General features: G+C 67.9%; 15 protein-coding genes. All 15 read right to left on the reverse strand.

What is annotated here, in order from left to right; genetic code table 11:
- Positions 1-66: 66 nt before the first annotated feature.
- On the reverse strand, positions 67-609 hold the full coding sequence (locus LRX77_RS08150; protein ID WP_231832410.1) for a PH-like domain-containing protein: 543 nt from the start codon (positions 607-609) through the stop codon (positions 67-69).
- Positions 600-1,949: a dihydroorotase gene (locus LRX77_RS08155; protein WP_231832411.1), complete on the reverse strand. Its 1,350-nt coding sequence runs from the start codon at positions 1,947-1,949 to the stop codon at positions 600-602. Before LRX77_RS08155 ends, LRX77_RS08150 begins: the two co-directional genes overlap by 10 nt.
- A complete protein-coding gene (locus LRX77_RS08160; RefSeq protein WP_231832412.1) occupies positions 1,946-2,914 on the reverse strand; it encodes an aspartate carbamoyltransferase catalytic subunit in 969 nt (322 codons plus the stop codon). Before LRX77_RS08160 ends, LRX77_RS08155 begins: the two co-directional genes overlap by 4 nt.
- Positions 2,911-3,429 (reverse strand): bifunctional pyr operon transcriptional regulator/uracil phosphoribosyltransferase PyrR, encoded by a 519-nt coding sequence (gene pyrR, locus LRX77_RS08165; RefSeq protein WP_231832537.1) that lies wholly within the window; start codon positions 3,427-3,429, stop codon positions 2,911-2,913. Before pyrR ends, LRX77_RS08160 begins: the two co-directional genes overlap by 4 nt.
- A 35-nt stretch (positions 3,430-3,464) precedes the next feature.
- Positions 3,465-3,872, reverse strand: a complete 408-nt coding sequence (locus LRX77_RS08170; protein WP_231832413.1) for a hypothetical protein — start codon at positions 3,870-3,872, stop codon at positions 3,465-3,467.
- Positions 3,873-4,196: 324 nt separating this feature from the next.
- Complete coding sequence (gene rlmN / locus LRX77_RS08175) at positions 4,197-5,432, reverse strand: 23S rRNA (adenine(2503)-C(2))-methyltransferase RlmN (protein WP_442961624.1); 1,236 nt, start codon at positions 5,430-5,432, stop codon at positions 4,197-4,199.
- Positions 5,429-5,944 carry a transcription antitermination factor NusB gene (gene nusB, locus LRX77_RS08180; RefSeq protein ID WP_231832414.1) on the reverse strand — a complete coding sequence of 172 codons (516 nt, stop codon included), beginning with the start codon at positions 5,942-5,944 and terminating at the stop codon, positions 5,429-5,431. Before nusB ends, rlmN begins: the two co-directional genes overlap by 4 nt.
- Entirely contained in the window at positions 5,944-6,507 is a 564-nt protein-coding gene (efp, locus tag LRX77_RS08185; RefSeq protein WP_158031577.1) for an elongation factor P, read from the reverse strand. Before efp ends, nusB begins: the two co-directional genes overlap by 1 nt.
- Positions 6,508-6,666: 159 nt before the next feature.
- Positions 6,667-7,140, reverse strand: a complete 474-nt coding sequence (locus LRX77_RS08190; protein ID WP_231832415.1) for a type II 3-dehydroquinate dehydratase — start codon at positions 7,138-7,140, stop codon at positions 6,667-6,669.
- Positions 7,137-8,798, reverse strand: a complete 1,662-nt coding sequence (gene aroB / locus LRX77_RS08195; RefSeq protein WP_269453787.1) for a 3-dehydroquinate synthase — start codon at positions 8,796-8,798, stop codon at positions 7,137-7,139. Before aroB ends, LRX77_RS08190 begins: the two co-directional genes overlap by 4 nt.
- Positions 8,792-10,012 carry a chorismate synthase gene (aroC, locus tag LRX77_RS08205; protein ID WP_231832416.1) on the reverse strand — a complete coding sequence of 407 codons (1,221 nt, stop codon included), beginning with the start codon at positions 10,010-10,012 and terminating at the stop codon, positions 8,792-8,794. The genes aroB and aroC overlap by 7 nt, the downstream gene beginning before the upstream one ends.
- Positions 10,013-10,094: 82 nt before the next feature.
- Complete coding sequence (locus tag LRX77_RS08210) at positions 10,095-10,985, reverse strand: shikimate dehydrogenase (protein ID WP_231832417.1); 891 nt, start codon at positions 10,983-10,985, stop codon at positions 10,095-10,097.
- Positions 10,985-12,070 (reverse strand): endolytic transglycosylase MltG, encoded by a 1,086-nt coding sequence (mltG, locus tag LRX77_RS08215; RefSeq protein WP_231832418.1) that lies wholly within the window; start codon positions 12,068-12,070, stop codon positions 10,985-10,987. The genes LRX77_RS08210 and mltG overlap by 1 nt, the downstream gene beginning before the upstream one ends.
- A complete protein-coding gene (ruvX, locus tag LRX77_RS08220; protein WP_231832419.1) occupies positions 12,067-12,546 on the reverse strand; it encodes a Holliday junction resolvase RuvX in 480 nt (159 codons plus the stop codon). Before ruvX ends, mltG begins: the two co-directional genes overlap by 4 nt.
- Positions 12,543-15,206 carry an alanine--tRNA ligase gene (gene alaS, locus LRX77_RS08225; RefSeq protein WP_231832420.1) on the reverse strand — a complete coding sequence of 888 codons (2,664 nt, stop codon included), beginning with the start codon at positions 15,204-15,206 and terminating at the stop codon, positions 12,543-12,545. Before alaS ends, ruvX begins: the two co-directional genes overlap by 4 nt.
- Positions 15,207-15,294 lie beyond the last annotated feature (88 nt).

Here is a 15,294-nt window from a genome sequence, read left to right on the forward strand (position 1 = left end):
TCTGATGGATGCTGGTGCAGGGGGCTGCGGATGTGCCGAAGCGCTGCGGTCTCGGTCTGCGTCTGATCAGAACATGAGATCGCGAGCCCTCCGAGCGGCAGACTGCGGTGGGGCGATGGTCCGGACGGCCGTGATGATGGCAGGGCCGTCCTTGGGTCGTCGCATGCGGAAGAACGAGGTGACCTCACGGTCGCCCCAACGCCAGTCGATGCCGGTCAGGCCGCCCTTCTCAACGCCCTTGTCGACCGCGTAGTTCTCAAGCCCGGCCCCGTCGAGGCTCTGCTTCGAGATGAACAGTGGCTGCGCGCCGTCGCGTTCGACGACGACGCCCTGGGCATGGACGCGCACGGTCGCGTGTGCGCGGAACCCCAGGTCGCCCGCGGTGATGCGGTTCAACGGGTCGTCAGCCTCAGTCGTCGCGACATAGAGCGCGTGGCCCGCGGCCATCGGATCGCCCAGCTGGTCGACCGCTGGCATCGGCTCGAGCCCGGGCAGCTGCGCCTCCTGCCGGCGTGTGCGCCGCCGCCAGCCGACCCACATGCCGGTGAACGCTGCGATCACCAGCAGCAGCGTCACGACAGTGGGGATGACTTTGGGATCTAGATCCACGTGCACACCGCCTCTGGCGCGCACAGTGCACCGTCGAGCACGGTCGGCACGCCACGGCTGATCGTCGCCACGACGCGTCCCGGCAGCTGCTTCCCCAGACAGGGCGAGTTCCACGACAGACTCGCGATGTCGTCGCGCTGCAGCGTGGTGCTGCCCAGAGGATCGATCAGCACGAGGTTGGCGATCGCTTCGGCGGTGAGCTGCTGTCCCTGTTCGGCGTCGCCGGCGATCGCGGCCGGCGCGCTGCTCAGCACGCGGGCGAGATCGCCCCAGCTCAGCACGCCGGTGTCGACCAGCGCAGCCTGTGCGACGTGCAGGGCGGTCTGCAGCCCGAGCATCCCCGGTTCGGCGTGCGCCCATTCGCACTCTTTCGCCTCAGGCGGCTGCGGCGCGTGATCGGTCGCGATCGCATCGATGGTCCCGTCGGCCAGGCCCTCGCGCAGCGCCTCGACGTCGGCCTGGGCGCGCAGCGGCGGGTTGACCTTGTAACGCGGGTCGTAGCCGGCGATGAGTTCTTCGGTCAGAGCGAGGTGATGCGGGGTGACGTCTGCGGTCACGTCGATGCCGCGCTGTTTGGCCCAGCGCAGCACGTCGACGCTGCCTTTCGCCGAGACGTGCCGAACGTGCAGTCGGGCTCCGACGTGGTCGGCCAGCAGCACGTCGCGCGCGATGACCGCGGCCTCGGCGACGGCCGGCCAGCCGTGCAGCCCGAGACGGCTCGACAGCTCGCCCTCGTTCATCTCGGCGTCTGTGGTCAGCACGGGATCTTGCGCATGCTGTGCGATCACCCCGTCGAAGGGCTTGACGTACTCGAGCGCGCGGCGCAGCAGCAGCGAGTCGGTGATGCCCGTCTCGCTGTCGCTGAACACCCGCACCTGTGCGGCGGAGTGCGCCATCGCGCCGATCTCGGCGAGGCGTTCGCCGCGCATGCCGACCGTGACGGCGCCGATCGGGCGCACGTCGACATAACCGGCGTCCAGACCCAGCCGGTGCACGAGTTCGACGTTGCCGGCCGTGTCTGCGACCGGGTCGGTGTCGGGCAGGGCGTGCACCGCGGTGAACCCGCCGAGCGCGGCCGCCTGCGAAGCCGAGGCCACGGTCTCGACCTGTTCGAGGCCGGGCTGGCGCAGGTGGGCGCCGAGGTCGACCAGACCGGGCAGCGCGATGAGTCCCGAGCCGTCGATGACGAGGACGGCGTCATGACCGCTGTCGTGATCGGCGGCGGATGCCATGGTCGCGCCCGTCGGCTCGACCGAGACGATCCGTCGGCCCGAGATGCAGATGTCGACGGCGTCGCGGCCGAGCAGACGCACATTGGTGATGACGATGTCGCGACTCATGCGAGGCCTCCATTCGTATCGCCGAGGCCGGCGGTGCCGAGCAGCGAGTACAAGACGGCCATGCGCACCGAGACGCCGTTGGCGACCTGCTCGCGCACGGTGGCCTGCGCCGAATCCGCGGCGAACGAGCTGATCTCGAGACCGCGGTTCATCGGGCCCGGGTGCATGACCAGCGCCTGTTCGCCGAGACGGCGCAGGCGCTGCTCGCCGAGCCCCCAGAGCCGGGTGTACTCCTCGCTGGTGGGGAAGAACGCGTCGTGCATGCGCTCCAGCTGGATGCGCAGCATGATCACAACGTCGAACCCGGCGGCGATCGCCTCGTCGAAGTCGTCGTACACACGAACCGGCCAGCTGTCGATGCCGAAGGGGATCAGCGTGGGCGGCCCGGCGAAGGCGACCTCGGCTCCCAGCGTCGTGAGCAGCCAGAGATCGCTGCGCGCGACGCGGGAGTGGTCGATGTCGCCGACGATGAGCACGCGCACGCCGTCCAGAGCGCGACCGCGCGAGGCGTCGCCGTGCAGGCGTTTGCGGATCGTGAAGGCGTCGAGCAGCGCCTGAGTGGGGTGCTCGTGCGTGCCGTCGCCCGCGTTCACGACGCTGGCGTCGATCCAGTCGGTCTGCGCGAGGCGGTGAGCGGCACCGTCGGCGCTGTGCCTGATGACCACGCCGTCGGCGCCGATGGCGGTGAGCGTCTGGGCCGTGTCTTTGAGCGACTCTCCCTTGGTGACGCTCGAGCCCTTGGCCGTGAAATTGATCACATCGGCCGAGAGACGTTTCGCAGCGGCCTCGAACGAGATGCGGGTGCGCGTCGAGTTCTCGTAGAAGAGGTTGACCACAGTGCGACCGCGCAGCGTCGGGAGCTTCTTGATCTCGCGGCGGTTGACCGCGTCCATGTCTTCGGCGATGTCGAGCAGGCCGACGGCAGTCGACTGGTCGAGGTCGCGTGTGCTGAGCAGATGCTTCACGAGATCACCACCTCGTCGGTGGCGTCGAGCGGCTCGAGATGCACCTGCACCTGCTCGCTGCGCGAGGTCGGCAGGTTCTTGCCGACGAAGTCGGCGCGAATCGGCAGCTGACGATGCCCGCGATCGACCAGCACCGCGAGGCGGACGACCTCGGGCCGCCCCAGCTCGCCCAGCGCATCCAGCGCCGCGCGCACGCTGCGGCCGGAGTAGAGCACGTCGTCGACCAGCACCACGGTCTTGCCGTCGATGCCGCTGAGCGGCACCTGTGTCGGCTGCGGATGCTTCAGCGGTTTGGCGCGAAGATCGTCGCGATACATGGTGATGTCGATCGAGCCGACGAGCGCGTCGGGATCGGCAAGCGACTCGGTCTTCGCGATCTTGGCGGCGAGTCGCCGGGCCAAGGGCACTCCCCTGCTCGGAATGCCGAGCAGCACCAGATTGTCTGAGCCTTTGTTGCCCTCGAGAATCTCGAAGGCAATGCGTGTCAGGGCGCGATCGATGTCGCCCGCCTGCATCACAGTTGTTGCCACGGGTGTCTTCCTTTCCCGCCTCACAGGACGGTCGTTAAAGGATGTTCAACCGAGTGTACCACTGGCATCGGACCGGCAGCCTGCCCGGTCTCTCGTGTGGCTGATTCGCTGAGAATCGGGCTCGCAGCGCGGCTACTGAATTGGGCTGACGAAGCCTGCGCGTAAGTCGCATCCATGTCGACGAGCCAGCTGCCGTCGGTCTGCCGGGCGAGCATCAGGTTGCGCGGGTTCCCCCGATAGGTGATCGGCACCGTCGCGGCGTCGCCGTCGATCGTCTCGGCACCGTACGATACGGCGGCCGCGTCGAGGCCTGCACCCTCGCCGTCTGTGCACTCAGAGGAGTCGAGAGACGTCGAGTCGGGAACTACAGCGCTGCGGACCGCGGCGCAGTCGCCGTTCTCGAGGGCCTGGACGAATCGCTGTGCCACTTGCGTCGGCGAGTCAACGGTCGCCGACGCCTGCTACTCCGACGAGTCAGCGGGCACTCCGGACTGACCTGTGGTGGAGTCTGATGACTGACCGGTGCAGCCGGTCAGTGTGCAGACAGTGACGACAGCGAGCGCGAGCAGCCCTCTACGCATATGAGTTGCCCCTGAATACAGTATCTCTCTGGAAGAGACGCGAATTGACCGCATCAGTCTACATGTCTGCAGGCACGGTGCTGTCACCCACACCCAGGGTCGGCGCTGCCGCGCCCCGGCGGGCACGGTCGGCATCCGTCATCGCGAACGGCCGGCGGGGCTGAACCGCGACTACTCCGCGGCGGCCAGCTGACCGCAGGCTCCGTCGATCTCTTTGCCGCGGGTGTCGCGCAGCGAGGCCGCGACGCCGGCGGCTTCGAGGCGGCGGATGAACTCTCTGGTGGCGGCAGGCGTCGATGCCGTCCAGACTGAGCCCGGCGTGGGATTCAGCGGGATCGGATTCACATGCGCCCACCCCTGCCCGCGCTCGTTGAGCTTCTCGGCGAGCAGATCGGCTCGCCAGCCGTGGTCGTTCATGTCTTTGATCAGCGCATACTCGATCGACACTCGCCGACCGGTCGCCTCGTAGTAGTGGTAGGCGGCGTCGAGAGCCTCGTCCACCTTCCAGCGGCTGTTCACCGGGATCAGTTCGTCGCGCAGCTCGTCGTCCGGCGCGTGCAGCGAGAGCGCGAAGGTCACCGGAATGCCCTCGTCGGCGAGCTTGCGGATGGCCGGGGCGAGCCCGACCGACGACACCGTGATCTGGCGTGCAGCCATGTTCATGCCCTCGGGTTCGGGATCGACCATGCGGTGCACGGCCCCCATCACCCGCTTGTAGTTGGCGAGGGGCTCGCCCATGCCCATGAACACGACGTTGCTCACGCGCTCGTCGTCACGCGTTCCGCCCTTGAGCGCCCCGCTGGCGATGACGGCGTTGGCCGCGACGATCTGGGCGACGATCTCGGCCGTCGAGAGGTTGCGGGTGAGCCCTGCCTGGCCGGTGGCGCAGAACGGGCAGTTCATGCCGCAGCCCGCCTCGCTCGAGACACAGAGGGTGATTCGCCCCGGGTACCGCATGAGCACAGACTCGACGAGCGCGCCGTCGAAGAGCTTCCAGAGAAACTTGATCGTGTCACCGCGGTCGGTGATCAGGCGGCGCTCTTCGGTGAGCAGCTGTGGCAGCACTGCGGCCACCAGCTCGTCACGCCCCTCTTTGGGCAGATCGCTCATCTTCGCCGGGTCGGCGGTATGGTGCACGAACCAGTGCTTCGACAGCTGCTTCGCCCGAAAGCCCGGCACGCCGAGTTCGGTGAGCCACGCTTTGCGCTCGGCCAGAGTGAGGTCGGCAAGGTGCTGCGGCGGCTTCTGCACCCGCGGCTTGGTGGCGAACTGCAGCACCGGGCGGCCGTCGGCCGCCACCTGCTGAGTCCAGCCTTCGGTGCGCGGGCGCACCTGTCGGTGCGCACGACGCGATTCGGCGTCGGCATGTGCACGTTCGCCGCGAGCCGCAGGCCGCTGCTCGGTCACTCTGCCTCGGCAATCGCGTGCAGCACGCCGCTCACGAACCGCGGGGAGCTGTCGGTGCTGAGCTCTGCGGCGAGCTTCGACGCCTCTGAGATAGCGACCACTGCCGGCACCTCGTCGTTGTAGAGCACTTCCCACACGCCGACGCGCAGAATCGCGAGGTCGACCTTGGGCAGGCGCGCCAGCGTCCAGTCTTTGGCATAGCTCTCGATGAGCTCGTCGATGCTCGACTGATGATCACCCACGCCCGAGGCGATCTGTCGTGCGTAGGTATAGGTGTCGAGATGGTCAAGCTCACGCTCGGCCTCGAGCTGCCGCAGCCCTGCCGACTCGCTCTGCGGGCGGCTGTTCGCGAGATTGTCTCTCGCGTTGCTCAGCCAGGCCTCGATCGCCTCGGCGACGGACTGCCCGCGCAGGTCGGCGGCGTACAGCACATCGACGGCACGCTGACGAGCCAGCGTGCGCCCGCTGAACGGGCGCCGCGTGCTGTCTTCGGTCTGGTCGCTGACGGCCATCAGTCGGTCACGCGGCCGAGATACTCGCTGGTGCGGGTGTCGACCTTCACCTTGGTGCCGGTCTCGAGGAACAGCGGCACCTGAATCTCATAGCCGGTCTCGAGGGTGGCGGCCTTCGTGCCGGCGCTCGAGCGATCGCCCTGCAGGCCGGGCTCGGTGTAGGTGACCTCGAGGGTCACCGAAGCGGGCAGCTCGACGTAGAGCGGCGAGCCCTCGTGGAACGCCACGGTGGCCTCCTGGTTCTCGAGCAGGAAGTGCTCTGCGTCGCCGACGACGTTGGCCGGCAGCGTGATGAGCTCGTAGTCCGAGTTGTCCATGAACACGAAATCTTCGCCGTCTTTGTACGAGAACTGCATGTCGCGCTTGTCGACGGTCGCAGTCTCGACCTTGGTGCCCGCGTTGAAGGTGCGATCGACCACTTTGCCGGTGAGCACGTTCTTCAGCTTGGTGCGCACGAACGCCCCGCCCTTGCCCGGCTTCACATGCTGAAACTCGATGACGGTCCAGAGTTGGCCGTCGATCTTCAGCACGAGTCCATTCTTCAGGTCGTTGGTGGTTGCCACAGTCTTCCGTTCGTTCAGTCGTCTTCGTTCACGCGACGGGGATGCTGCGCTCACTCGCGCCGCGTCGACATCCGTCGCGCCGGTGCCACTCGTCCGAAGAGCAGACACACTCGCCCAGTCTACTCCCTCGCCTGCAGATGCGGCGAGTGGTGCGGCGGGTCAGCGACGCTGCAGCCGCGCGATCGCGTCGAGCGCGAGCACGTACGAGTCGAAGCCGAAACCGGCGATCGTTCCGGTCGCGACGGCTGAGATCACGCTGCGGTGCCGAAACCGCTCACGCCCTGCAGGATTCGAGATGTGCACCTCGACCAGCGGCAGGCCGGCCTCGGGAACCTGCACCGCAGCATCCGCCAGCGCATACGAGTAGTGCGTGAACGCGGCCGGGTTGAGCACGACCGGGCAGCGCCGTTCGATGGCTTCGAACAGCCAGCCGATCAGCTCGGCCTCATCGTCGCTCTGGCGCACATCGACCTGCAGGTCGAGTCGTGCGCCCGCGGTGCGGAGTTCGCGGGTCAGGTCGTCGAGGGATGCAGTGCCGTAGACCTCGGGCGTCCGGGCTCCCAGCCGCCCAAGGTTCGGTCCGTTGAGCACCAGCACAGTCGGTGCGGCGCTCGCCTGCTCGGCGGCGGTCATTCGCCGATCTCCTGGTACGCGGTGAAGAGCAGATCCGGTTCGGGCCCGGTGAGCACGATCGGGCGGCCGATTCCGTCGAGAATGATGAATCGCAGCACGTCGCCCCTCGCCTTCTTGTCGCGGTGCATCGCCACCAGCAGCTGCTCCCAGGCTCCGCGACGGTAGGTCGTCGGCAGCCCCAGCGACTGCAGCACGGTGTAGTGCCGGTCGAGGTCGGCGTCGCTGAGATGGCCGGTGAGGTGCGAGAGGTGCGCGGCGAAGACCATGCCGACCGACACCGCCGCGCCATGCCGCCACTGGTAGCGCTCGGCATACTCGATCGCGTGCCCGAGCGTGTGACCGTAGTTGAGGATCTCGCGTCGACCGGACTCGCGCAGGTCTCCCGCGACGACATCGGCCTTGAGCGACACGGCCTGCCTCAGCGCGTCGAGGAACACCGGCGAGGCGGGGTCGACCGCCTGCTCGACATGCTGCTCGATCAGGTCGAGAATCGAGTTCTGACCGATGAACCCGCACTTGGCGACCTCGGCGTAGCCGGTGAGCAGCTCGTTGCGCGGCAGCGTCGCGAGCGTCGTCGTGTCGGCGAACACGGCCGCAGGCGTGTGGAACGCACCGGCGAGGTTCTTGCCCTCGTTGGTGTTGATGCCGGTCTTGCCGCCGACGGCCGCGTCAGCCATGCCGAGCACCGACGTGGGCACCTGGATGACTTTGATGCCGCGCAGCCAGGTCGCCGCGGCGAATCCGGCGATGTCGGTGACGGCTCCCCCGCCCACCCCGATGATCAGATCGGTGCGGGTGAAGTCGGCCTTGCCGAGCACCTGCCAGAGAAAGCCGATCACTTCGAGCCGTTTGCCCTCTTCGGCGTCGGGCACCTCGGCGGTCATCGCCTGCACCCGGCCGCCGAGCTGGTCGCGCAGCCGTTCGGCGAGCGCCTGCCCAGTCGGCTGGTGCACGATCAGCACTCGCGTGACCCGGTCGTCGACGGCGTCGGCGATCCGGTCGAGCACGTTCTCACCGATGAACACGTCATACGGGCGTTCTCCGCCCACGTGCACCGTGCAGGGCTCGAGCCCGTCGATCTGCGCCGTGGTCTCGTCTGACTGCTGCATTTCTCTCCTCTGTGCGATCGCGCGCTCGACCTCGTCGGCCACCGCGTCACGATCGAGATCGCGAGTGTCGACGGTGTGGTCGGCCAGACCGGCATAGGTGTCGAGTCGCTGGTCGTAGAGTCGCTGCCAGGCGTCGAGGCCACCGGCCAGCAGCGGTCGAACGGCGGGCCGGTCGTCTGCGGCGGATGCGATGTCGGTCTGCGAGGGCAGGCTGCCGTCGATGCGCTCGCCGACGTGCGCGGCGTCGACGTCGAGAAAGACCACGAAGTGGTCGGCGAGCAGGCGTTGGGTGGCCGCTGCGAGCGGAGCCCCGCCGCCCAGGGCGACCACGGCATCCGCCTCATCAGCGGCGAGTGCCTGCGCGACCGTGCGCTGCTCTTTGCGCCGGAACTCGGCCTCGCCGTCGTGCAGAAAGATCTCGGGGATCGGCCCGTACTGCTGCGAGATGAGCGCGTCGCTGTCGACGAAGGGAACACCCAGACGGGCGGCCACGGCTCGGCCGATGCTCGACTTGCCGACCCCGGGAGGGCCGATCAGCACGGTCACCATGCGGGGTTCACCTCGTGGCTGGTGCGCAGTGCATCGGGCACGCCGGCCTGGAAGCTCTGCAGGTTGCGCCGCGTCTCGGAGATCGAGTCGCCGCCGAACTTCTCGAGCACGGCCTCGGCGAGCACGAGCGCGACCATCGCCTCGGCGACGACTCCGGCTGCCGGCACCGCACACACGTCGGAGCGCTGGTGGTGCGCGCGAGCCGGCTCGCCAGTGCTCACGTCGACTGTGCGCAGCGCATGCGGCACGGTCGCGATCGGCTTCATCGCGGCGCGCACCCACAGCGGCAGCCCGGTCGACATGCCGCCTTCGAGACCGCCGGCGCGATTCGATGCGCGAGTGATGCGCTGCCCGCCGGGCGTCGCGGTGGCGCCGATCTCGTCGTGCGCCTGCGAACCGGGCACCGCTGCGAGGCCGAAGCCCTGGCCGCATTCGACACCTTTGATGGCCTGAATGCCCATCAGGGCCTGCGCGAGACGGCCGTCCAGGCGGCGGTCCCACTGAATGTGCGAGCCGAGGCCGACCGGAAGCCCGTAAGCCACCACCTCGACGACGCCGCCGAGGGTGTCGCCGTCTTTGTGAGCCTGGTCGATGCGCTCCACGATGCGCTTCGAAGTCTCGGGGTCGAAGCAGCGAACCGGGTCGGCGTCAAGTCGCTCGACGTCTTCGGGCGTCGGGTGCGGCTCGTCATCGGGTGCGGCGACCCCGCCGATGGCCGTCGTATGGCTGACCAGTCGGATGCCGAGCTCGCCGAGGAACGCCCGGGCGACCGCGCCGAGGGCGACGCGTGCCGCAGTCTCACGGGCACTGGCGCGCTCCAGGATCGGCCGTGCCTCGTCGAAGCCGTATTTCTGCATGCCGACCAGATCGGCATGGCCGGGCCGAGGCCGGGTGAGCGGCGCGGCTCGACCGCCGGTGAGCGTCTGGGGGTCGACCGGGTCGGGCGTCATGACCTCCTGCCATTTCGGCCACTCCGTGTTGCCGATGCGCAGCGCGATGGGAGAGCCGATGGTGCGCCCGTGCAGAATGCCGGCCGACAGGGTGATGGCGTCCTGCTCGAACTTCATGCGCGCGCCGCGGCCATACCCCAGCCGTCGCCGGGCGAGGTCGGCAGAGATCTGGTCTCTCGTGATCGGAACGCCCGACGGAAGGCCCTCGATGAGGGCGATCAGCTCGGGTCCGTGGGACTCGCCTGCAGTCAGCCAACGCAACATGTGCTCCATCTTTCCATAGGGTCATAGGGACGAGGGTCGGATTCGTCTCGGTGCCGAAGCCGCGGCGTCAGGGTCGCGGCGATCACGACGCCACGACGTTCGGCGGCAGCGCCGCCCGCATCGCGCGCACGATCGCAGGTTCGTCGGGCAGCTCGCTCGTGTCGTCTGCGGTGACGAAGAAGCGCACCTGTGCGACCGCCTGCCAGAGCAGCATGTCGATGCCCGAGACGACCGTGCCGCCTGCGGCCTGCCAGCGGGTCGCCAGTGCCGACGGCCACGGGTCGTAGGCGACGTCTAACAGCACGCCGGTCGACGTGCCGAGTCGCGGTTCGATGGCGTCTGCGGCATGCGCAGGCAGCGTCGAGACGACGGCCGGGGCGTGCAGCGCGAGGTCTCCTGCAGTCAGTGCCATGACATCCACCGTGACGCCCCAGGCCGCGGCGTGTTCGACCAGTTCTTCGGCGTGCGCGGGCGTGCGCGCGTGCAGGCGGATGCGACGGGCGCCGAGATCGGCGAGCGCACGCAGCGAGCTCAGTGCGGTCGCTCCCGACCCGATCACCTCGGCGGTCTCGAGTCGTTCGACGCCCGCTCCGCGCAGCGCCTGCTCGATGCCCCAGACGTCGGTGTTCGCTCCCTGCAGCACACGGGTGCTCGATCCCTCGACCGAGGCGAAACGCAGCGTGTTGGCCACCTGCAGGTCATCGACCAGCGGAGTCAGCTCGTCGAGATGCGCGACGACCTCGCGCTTCAGCGGCATGGTCAGGCTGAGCCCGAGCCAGTCACGGTCGAGACCGTGCAGAAAGGGCAGCAGCTCGCCGCTGCCGACCTCGGCCCGGTCGTACTGCCAGGGCAGCCCGAGCGCAGTGTAGGCGGCGTTGTGCAGCAGCGGAGACAATGAGTGCTCGATCGGGCTGCCCAGCACGGCGAGACGCCGTTGCGGCTGCTCGGTCGCACCAGAGCGATCGACAGTCACTACTGAATGCCCTTCTGCTGCTTCCAGGCGTTGTAGCGGTCGACCGCCGCCTGGTGCTCCTGCAGCGTCGTCGAGAACACCGTCTCACCGGTGTCGAGATTGACCGTCACGAAGTACAGCCAGTCGCCGGGCGTCGGGTTGATCGACGCCTGGATGGCGTCGTCTCCCGGGTTGCCGATCGGACCGACCGGCAGGCCCTTGTTGGCATAGGTGTTGTACTTGTTGCTCGCGTCGTCGCGCTCCTGTTTGTCCGGCTCGACGATGTCGGTGCGCCCCGACCCGTAGGTCACCGTCGAGTCCATCTGCAGCGGCATGCTCTGGTCGAGCCTGTTGTCGATGACTCGAGCGACCTTGCCCATGTCGGCGGTGCTGCCCGACTCGGCCTGCACGACCGAGGCCTTCGTCATCACTTCGTAGCGTGCCGCGTCGCCCTGCACCCCGGCGTTGTCGAGCGCAGTGTTGGCGCGGTCGACCATCTGCTTGATGATGTCCTTCGGCTCGGCCTCCGGGTCGATCGTGTAGGTCGCGGGGAAGAGGAACCCCTCCAGCGACTGGTGGTCCTTCGCCTGCTGCGGTACGTCATAGGCGTTCACGTCGTGCGCGGCGGCCTGCAGCTTCTCGAGCGGCAGATCGACCACGTCCGAGATGCGGGCCAGAATCTGCGACTGGCGATACCCCTCGGGAATGACGACCTTGAGGTCGACGCGGTTCGACGGGTCGCTCAGCACGTCGATGACTGCGGACGACGGCGACTCCTTCTGCAGCTTGTACGCGCCCGGCTGGAACACGGGTTCAGGAGACCGTTTGTGGTATTCGTCCAGAAAGCCCTTGTACGTCTTGATGACGCCGACGTCGACCAGGTTCTCGGCGATGTCGGTGCCCGACTCGCCATCGCGGATCACGAACGTCACGTCGTCGGTGCCCGGCCCCGGGTAGTCGATGACCTCGCCGATGCCCATCTCACGCATGAGCGAACGCCCGGCGAAGAGCAGCGCAGAGATGAAGACGACGACCAGCACCGTCACGACGATCCAGGTGATCGTGCGTTTGCGCCGTGTGCGGCGTCTGCCTGCGTGTCTGCTCATGCCTCGTTCCTTTCGACAGGGATCCCCGGCAGCTGCCCGGTGTGCTGCTCGATCTCCAGCGCCTGCTGCAGAATGGCGACCGCGGCCGCCTGATCGATGACCGATCGCTGCTTTCCGCGTTTGCGACCGCTCGGCCGCAGCTGGCGCGCAGCGACATTGGTGGTCAGCCGTTCGTCGACGAGGTGGGCGGCGATGCCGGTTCGCTCGACCAGCTGCCGGCAGACGTCCCGTGCATCGGCAGTCGACTGCGTGTCGCCGCCGCGCAGGTTGATCGGCAGGCCGCAGACCAGTGCCACAGCGCCGTACTCCTCGGCGATCGCCGCGATGCGCGCCACCCAGGAGTCGTCGGCGGTGCGCTGTACCGTCTCGACCGGGTAGGCCAGGAGATGGTCGGCATCGCAGGCGGCCACCCCGATGCGGGCTCGGCCCACATCGATGCCGAGCAGAACGCCCCGACGCTCACCCGCTGCTGTCACCGGTCGCGCACCTGCACGCGCACCGCCTCGAGTGCGGCGTCGACGCCGCTGGCGTCGGTGCCGCCGCCCTGTGCGAAATCGGGTTTGCCGCCGCCTCCACCGCCAAGGCGGGTCGCCGCGGCTTTCACCAGAGCGCCGGCCTTGATGCCGAGATCTCGGGCACCCGGATTCGTGGCGACGACCACGGTCGGCCGTTCGCCGACGACCGCGACCAGGGCCACGACGGCTGCGTCTGCTCCCAGGGCGGAGCGCACCTGCATGCCCAGCTCGCGCAGGGCATCCGCATCGCTCACCTCGACGCGTGCGACGACCGAGCGCACGCCCGACAGGTCTTCAGCACGCCCCACCAGGGTGGGAACCTGCGCGCCCAGCTTGGCTCTCGTCAGGTCTTTGACCTGCTTCTGAGCCGCATGCAGCTCTTCGACCAGGGCCGAGATCCGCTGCTCGAGCTGGTCGGGCTTCGTCTTGAGCTGTGCTGCGAGCGAGGCGATCAGCTGCTGCTGCGTGATGCCGTGTTGCACAGCGTCCATGCCGACCAGCGCCTCGAGGCGACGAGCGCCCGAGCCCACTGATGTCTCGCTGATCAGGTTGACGACGCCGATCTGCGAGCTGTGCGCGACGTGAGTGCCCGCGCAGAGCTCTCGCGACCACGGGCCGCCGATCTCGACGACACGCACCTCTCGACCGTACTTCTCGCCGAAGAGAGCCATCGCGCCAGTGGCCTTGGCAGACTCGAGATCCATGATCGTGGCGCTCACCGGCAGGTCGTTGCGCACGGCCTGGTTGCAGATCTCGTTGATCTCGGTCACCGTCTCGGGGCTCAGCCGGTTGTTCCAGGCGAAGTCGAGGCGCATGTAGCCGGGGCGGTTGAGCGAGCCGGACTGCACCGCGGTGCGGCCCAGAGTCTGACGCAGTGCGGCGTGCACGAGGTGCGTGGCCGAGTGCGCCTGGCTGGCCTCGAGACGATGCAGGGCGTCGGCGTGCACCTGCACGCGGTCGTCGACCGCCAAGGTGCCCTTCGAGACCTGCACCGAGTGCACGGTCAGGCCTTTCACCGGCGCCTGCGCATCGACGATGCGACCCGTGAAGTTTGCTCCGACGAGTGTGCCGTGGTCTGCGGTCTGGCCGCCGCCTTCGGCGTAGATCGGCGTCTCGTCGAGGATCACGTCGACCGACTCGCCCTCGGTGGCCGCCGCAACCGGCTGGCCGTCGCGGATCAGCCCCAGCACACGCGCCTCGGCCGACAACGCGTCGTATCCCAGAAACTTCGTGGCACCCAGCGCGCGCAGGTCACGGTAGACCGCGAGATCGACGTTGCCGGTCTTCTTCGACTTGGCATCGGCTTTGGCGCGTTCGCGCTGTTCGGTCATGAGCTTGGCGAACTCGTCGCGGTCGACGTCGAGGCCCGCCTCCTGGGCGATCTCGACGGTGAGGTCGATCGGGAATCCGTAGGTGTCGTGCAGGGCGAAGGCGGTGTCGCCCGAGAGCGACGTGCTCTTCGCCTCTTTGGTGTTCTCGATCGCAAGGTCGAGGATCGTGGTGCCGGCGCCCAGCGTGCGAAGGAAGGAGTCCTCTTCGTTGTAGGTGATGTTCGAGATGCGCTCGAACCCGGTCTCGAGCTCGGGGTACGAGGCCTTCATGGCGTCTTTCGACACCGGCAGCAGGTCGGGCATGACCGGCCGGTCGACACCCATCAGGCGCATCGCGCGCACGGCACGACGAATCAGACGACGCAGCACGTAGCCGCGGCCGTCGTTCGACGGGCTGACGCCGTCGCTGATCAGCATCATCGCGCTGCGCACGTGATCGGCGACGATGCGCAGTCGCACGTCGTCGTCGTGGCTCTCGGTGCCGCCGTAGCGAATGCCGGCCAGCTCCGATGCTCGGTCGAGCACCGGTCGAACCTGGTCGATCTCGTACATGTTCTCGACGCCCTGTTTGACGAAGGCGACGCGCTCGAGCCCCATGCCGGTGTCGATGTTCTTGTGCGGCAGCTCGCCGACGATGTCGAACTCGGTCTTCGAGCGCACGTTGTTGATCTCGTACTGCATGAACACCAGGTTCCAGATCTCGAGGAATCTGGAGTCGTCCACGGCAGGCCCGCCGTCACGGCCGTACTTGGGGCCGCGATCGTAGTAGATCTCGGAGCAGGGACCGGCGGGGCCGGGCTGACCGGTCGACCAGTAGTTGTCCTCTCGACCCAGACGTTGGATGCGCTGCTCGGGCAGGCCGGCGATGCGACGCCACAGCTCGTGCGCCTCGTCGTCATCTTCGTAGACGGTGACCCAGAGGTCTTTCTCGTCGAATCCGTAGCCGCCGTCGGTCTCGGACGAGGTCAGCAGATCCCAGGCATAGGTGATCGCGCCCTCTTTGAAGTAGTCGCCGAACGACCAGTTGCCGAGCATCTGGAAGAAGGTGCCGTGGCGGGCCGTCTTGCCCACCTCTTCGATGTCATTGGTGCGGATGCACTTCTGACAGTCGGCCGCCCTCGGATACGGAGCGGGCACGGAGCCCGTCAGGTACGGGATGAACGGCACCATGCCGGCGACGGTGAAGAGCAGGGACGGATCATCCGAGATCAGCGATGCCGAGGGAACGATGGTGTGATCTTTGCTGGCGAAGTAGTCGAGCCAGCGCTGTCGGATATCCGCAGTGTACATATGCCTTCACAGACGTTTCGTCGTTGGGAAACGGGTGCCTGGTGCGAATGTCTCCGCACCATGGCACCCGCCCGGTGAATCGATCACC

This window comes from Pseudoclavibacter sp. 13-3, from assembly GCF_021168475.1.
Taxonomy (GTDB): Bacteria; Actinomycetota; Actinomycetes; order Actinomycetales; family Microbacteriaceae; genus Pseudoclavibacter_A.

Coding starts and splice junctions, on each gene's coding strand:
- aroC (WP_231832416.1), bottom strand. CDS start 10,012: ATGTTGCGTTGGCTGACTGCAGGCGAGTCCCACGGACCCGAGCTGATC.
- mltG (WP_231832418.1), bottom strand. CDS start 12,070: ATGAGCAGACACGCAGGCAGACGCCGCACACGGCGCAAACGCACGATC.
- nusB (WP_231832414.1), bottom strand. CDS start 5,944: ATGGCCGTCAGCGACCAGACCGAAGACAGCACGCGGCGCCCGTTCAGC.
- LRX77_RS08190 (WP_231832415.1), bottom strand. CDS start 7,140: ATGACCGCCGCCGAGCAGGCGAGCGCCGCACCGACTGTGCTGGTGCTC.
- pyrR (WP_231832537.1), bottom strand. CDS start 3,429: ATGCAGGCGGGCGACATCGATCGCGCCCTGACACGCATTGCCTTCGAG.
- LRX77_RS08155 (WP_231832411.1), bottom strand. CDS start 1,949: ATGAGTCGCGACATCGTCATCACCAATGTGCGTCTGCTCGGCCGCGAC.
- aroB (WP_269453787.1), bottom strand. CDS start 8,798: ATGGTGACCGTGCTGATCGGCCCTCCCGGGGTCGGCAAGTCGAGCATC.
- alaS (WP_231832420.1), bottom strand. CDS start 15,206: ATGTACACTGCGGATATCCGACAGCGCTGGCTCGACTACTTCGCCAGC.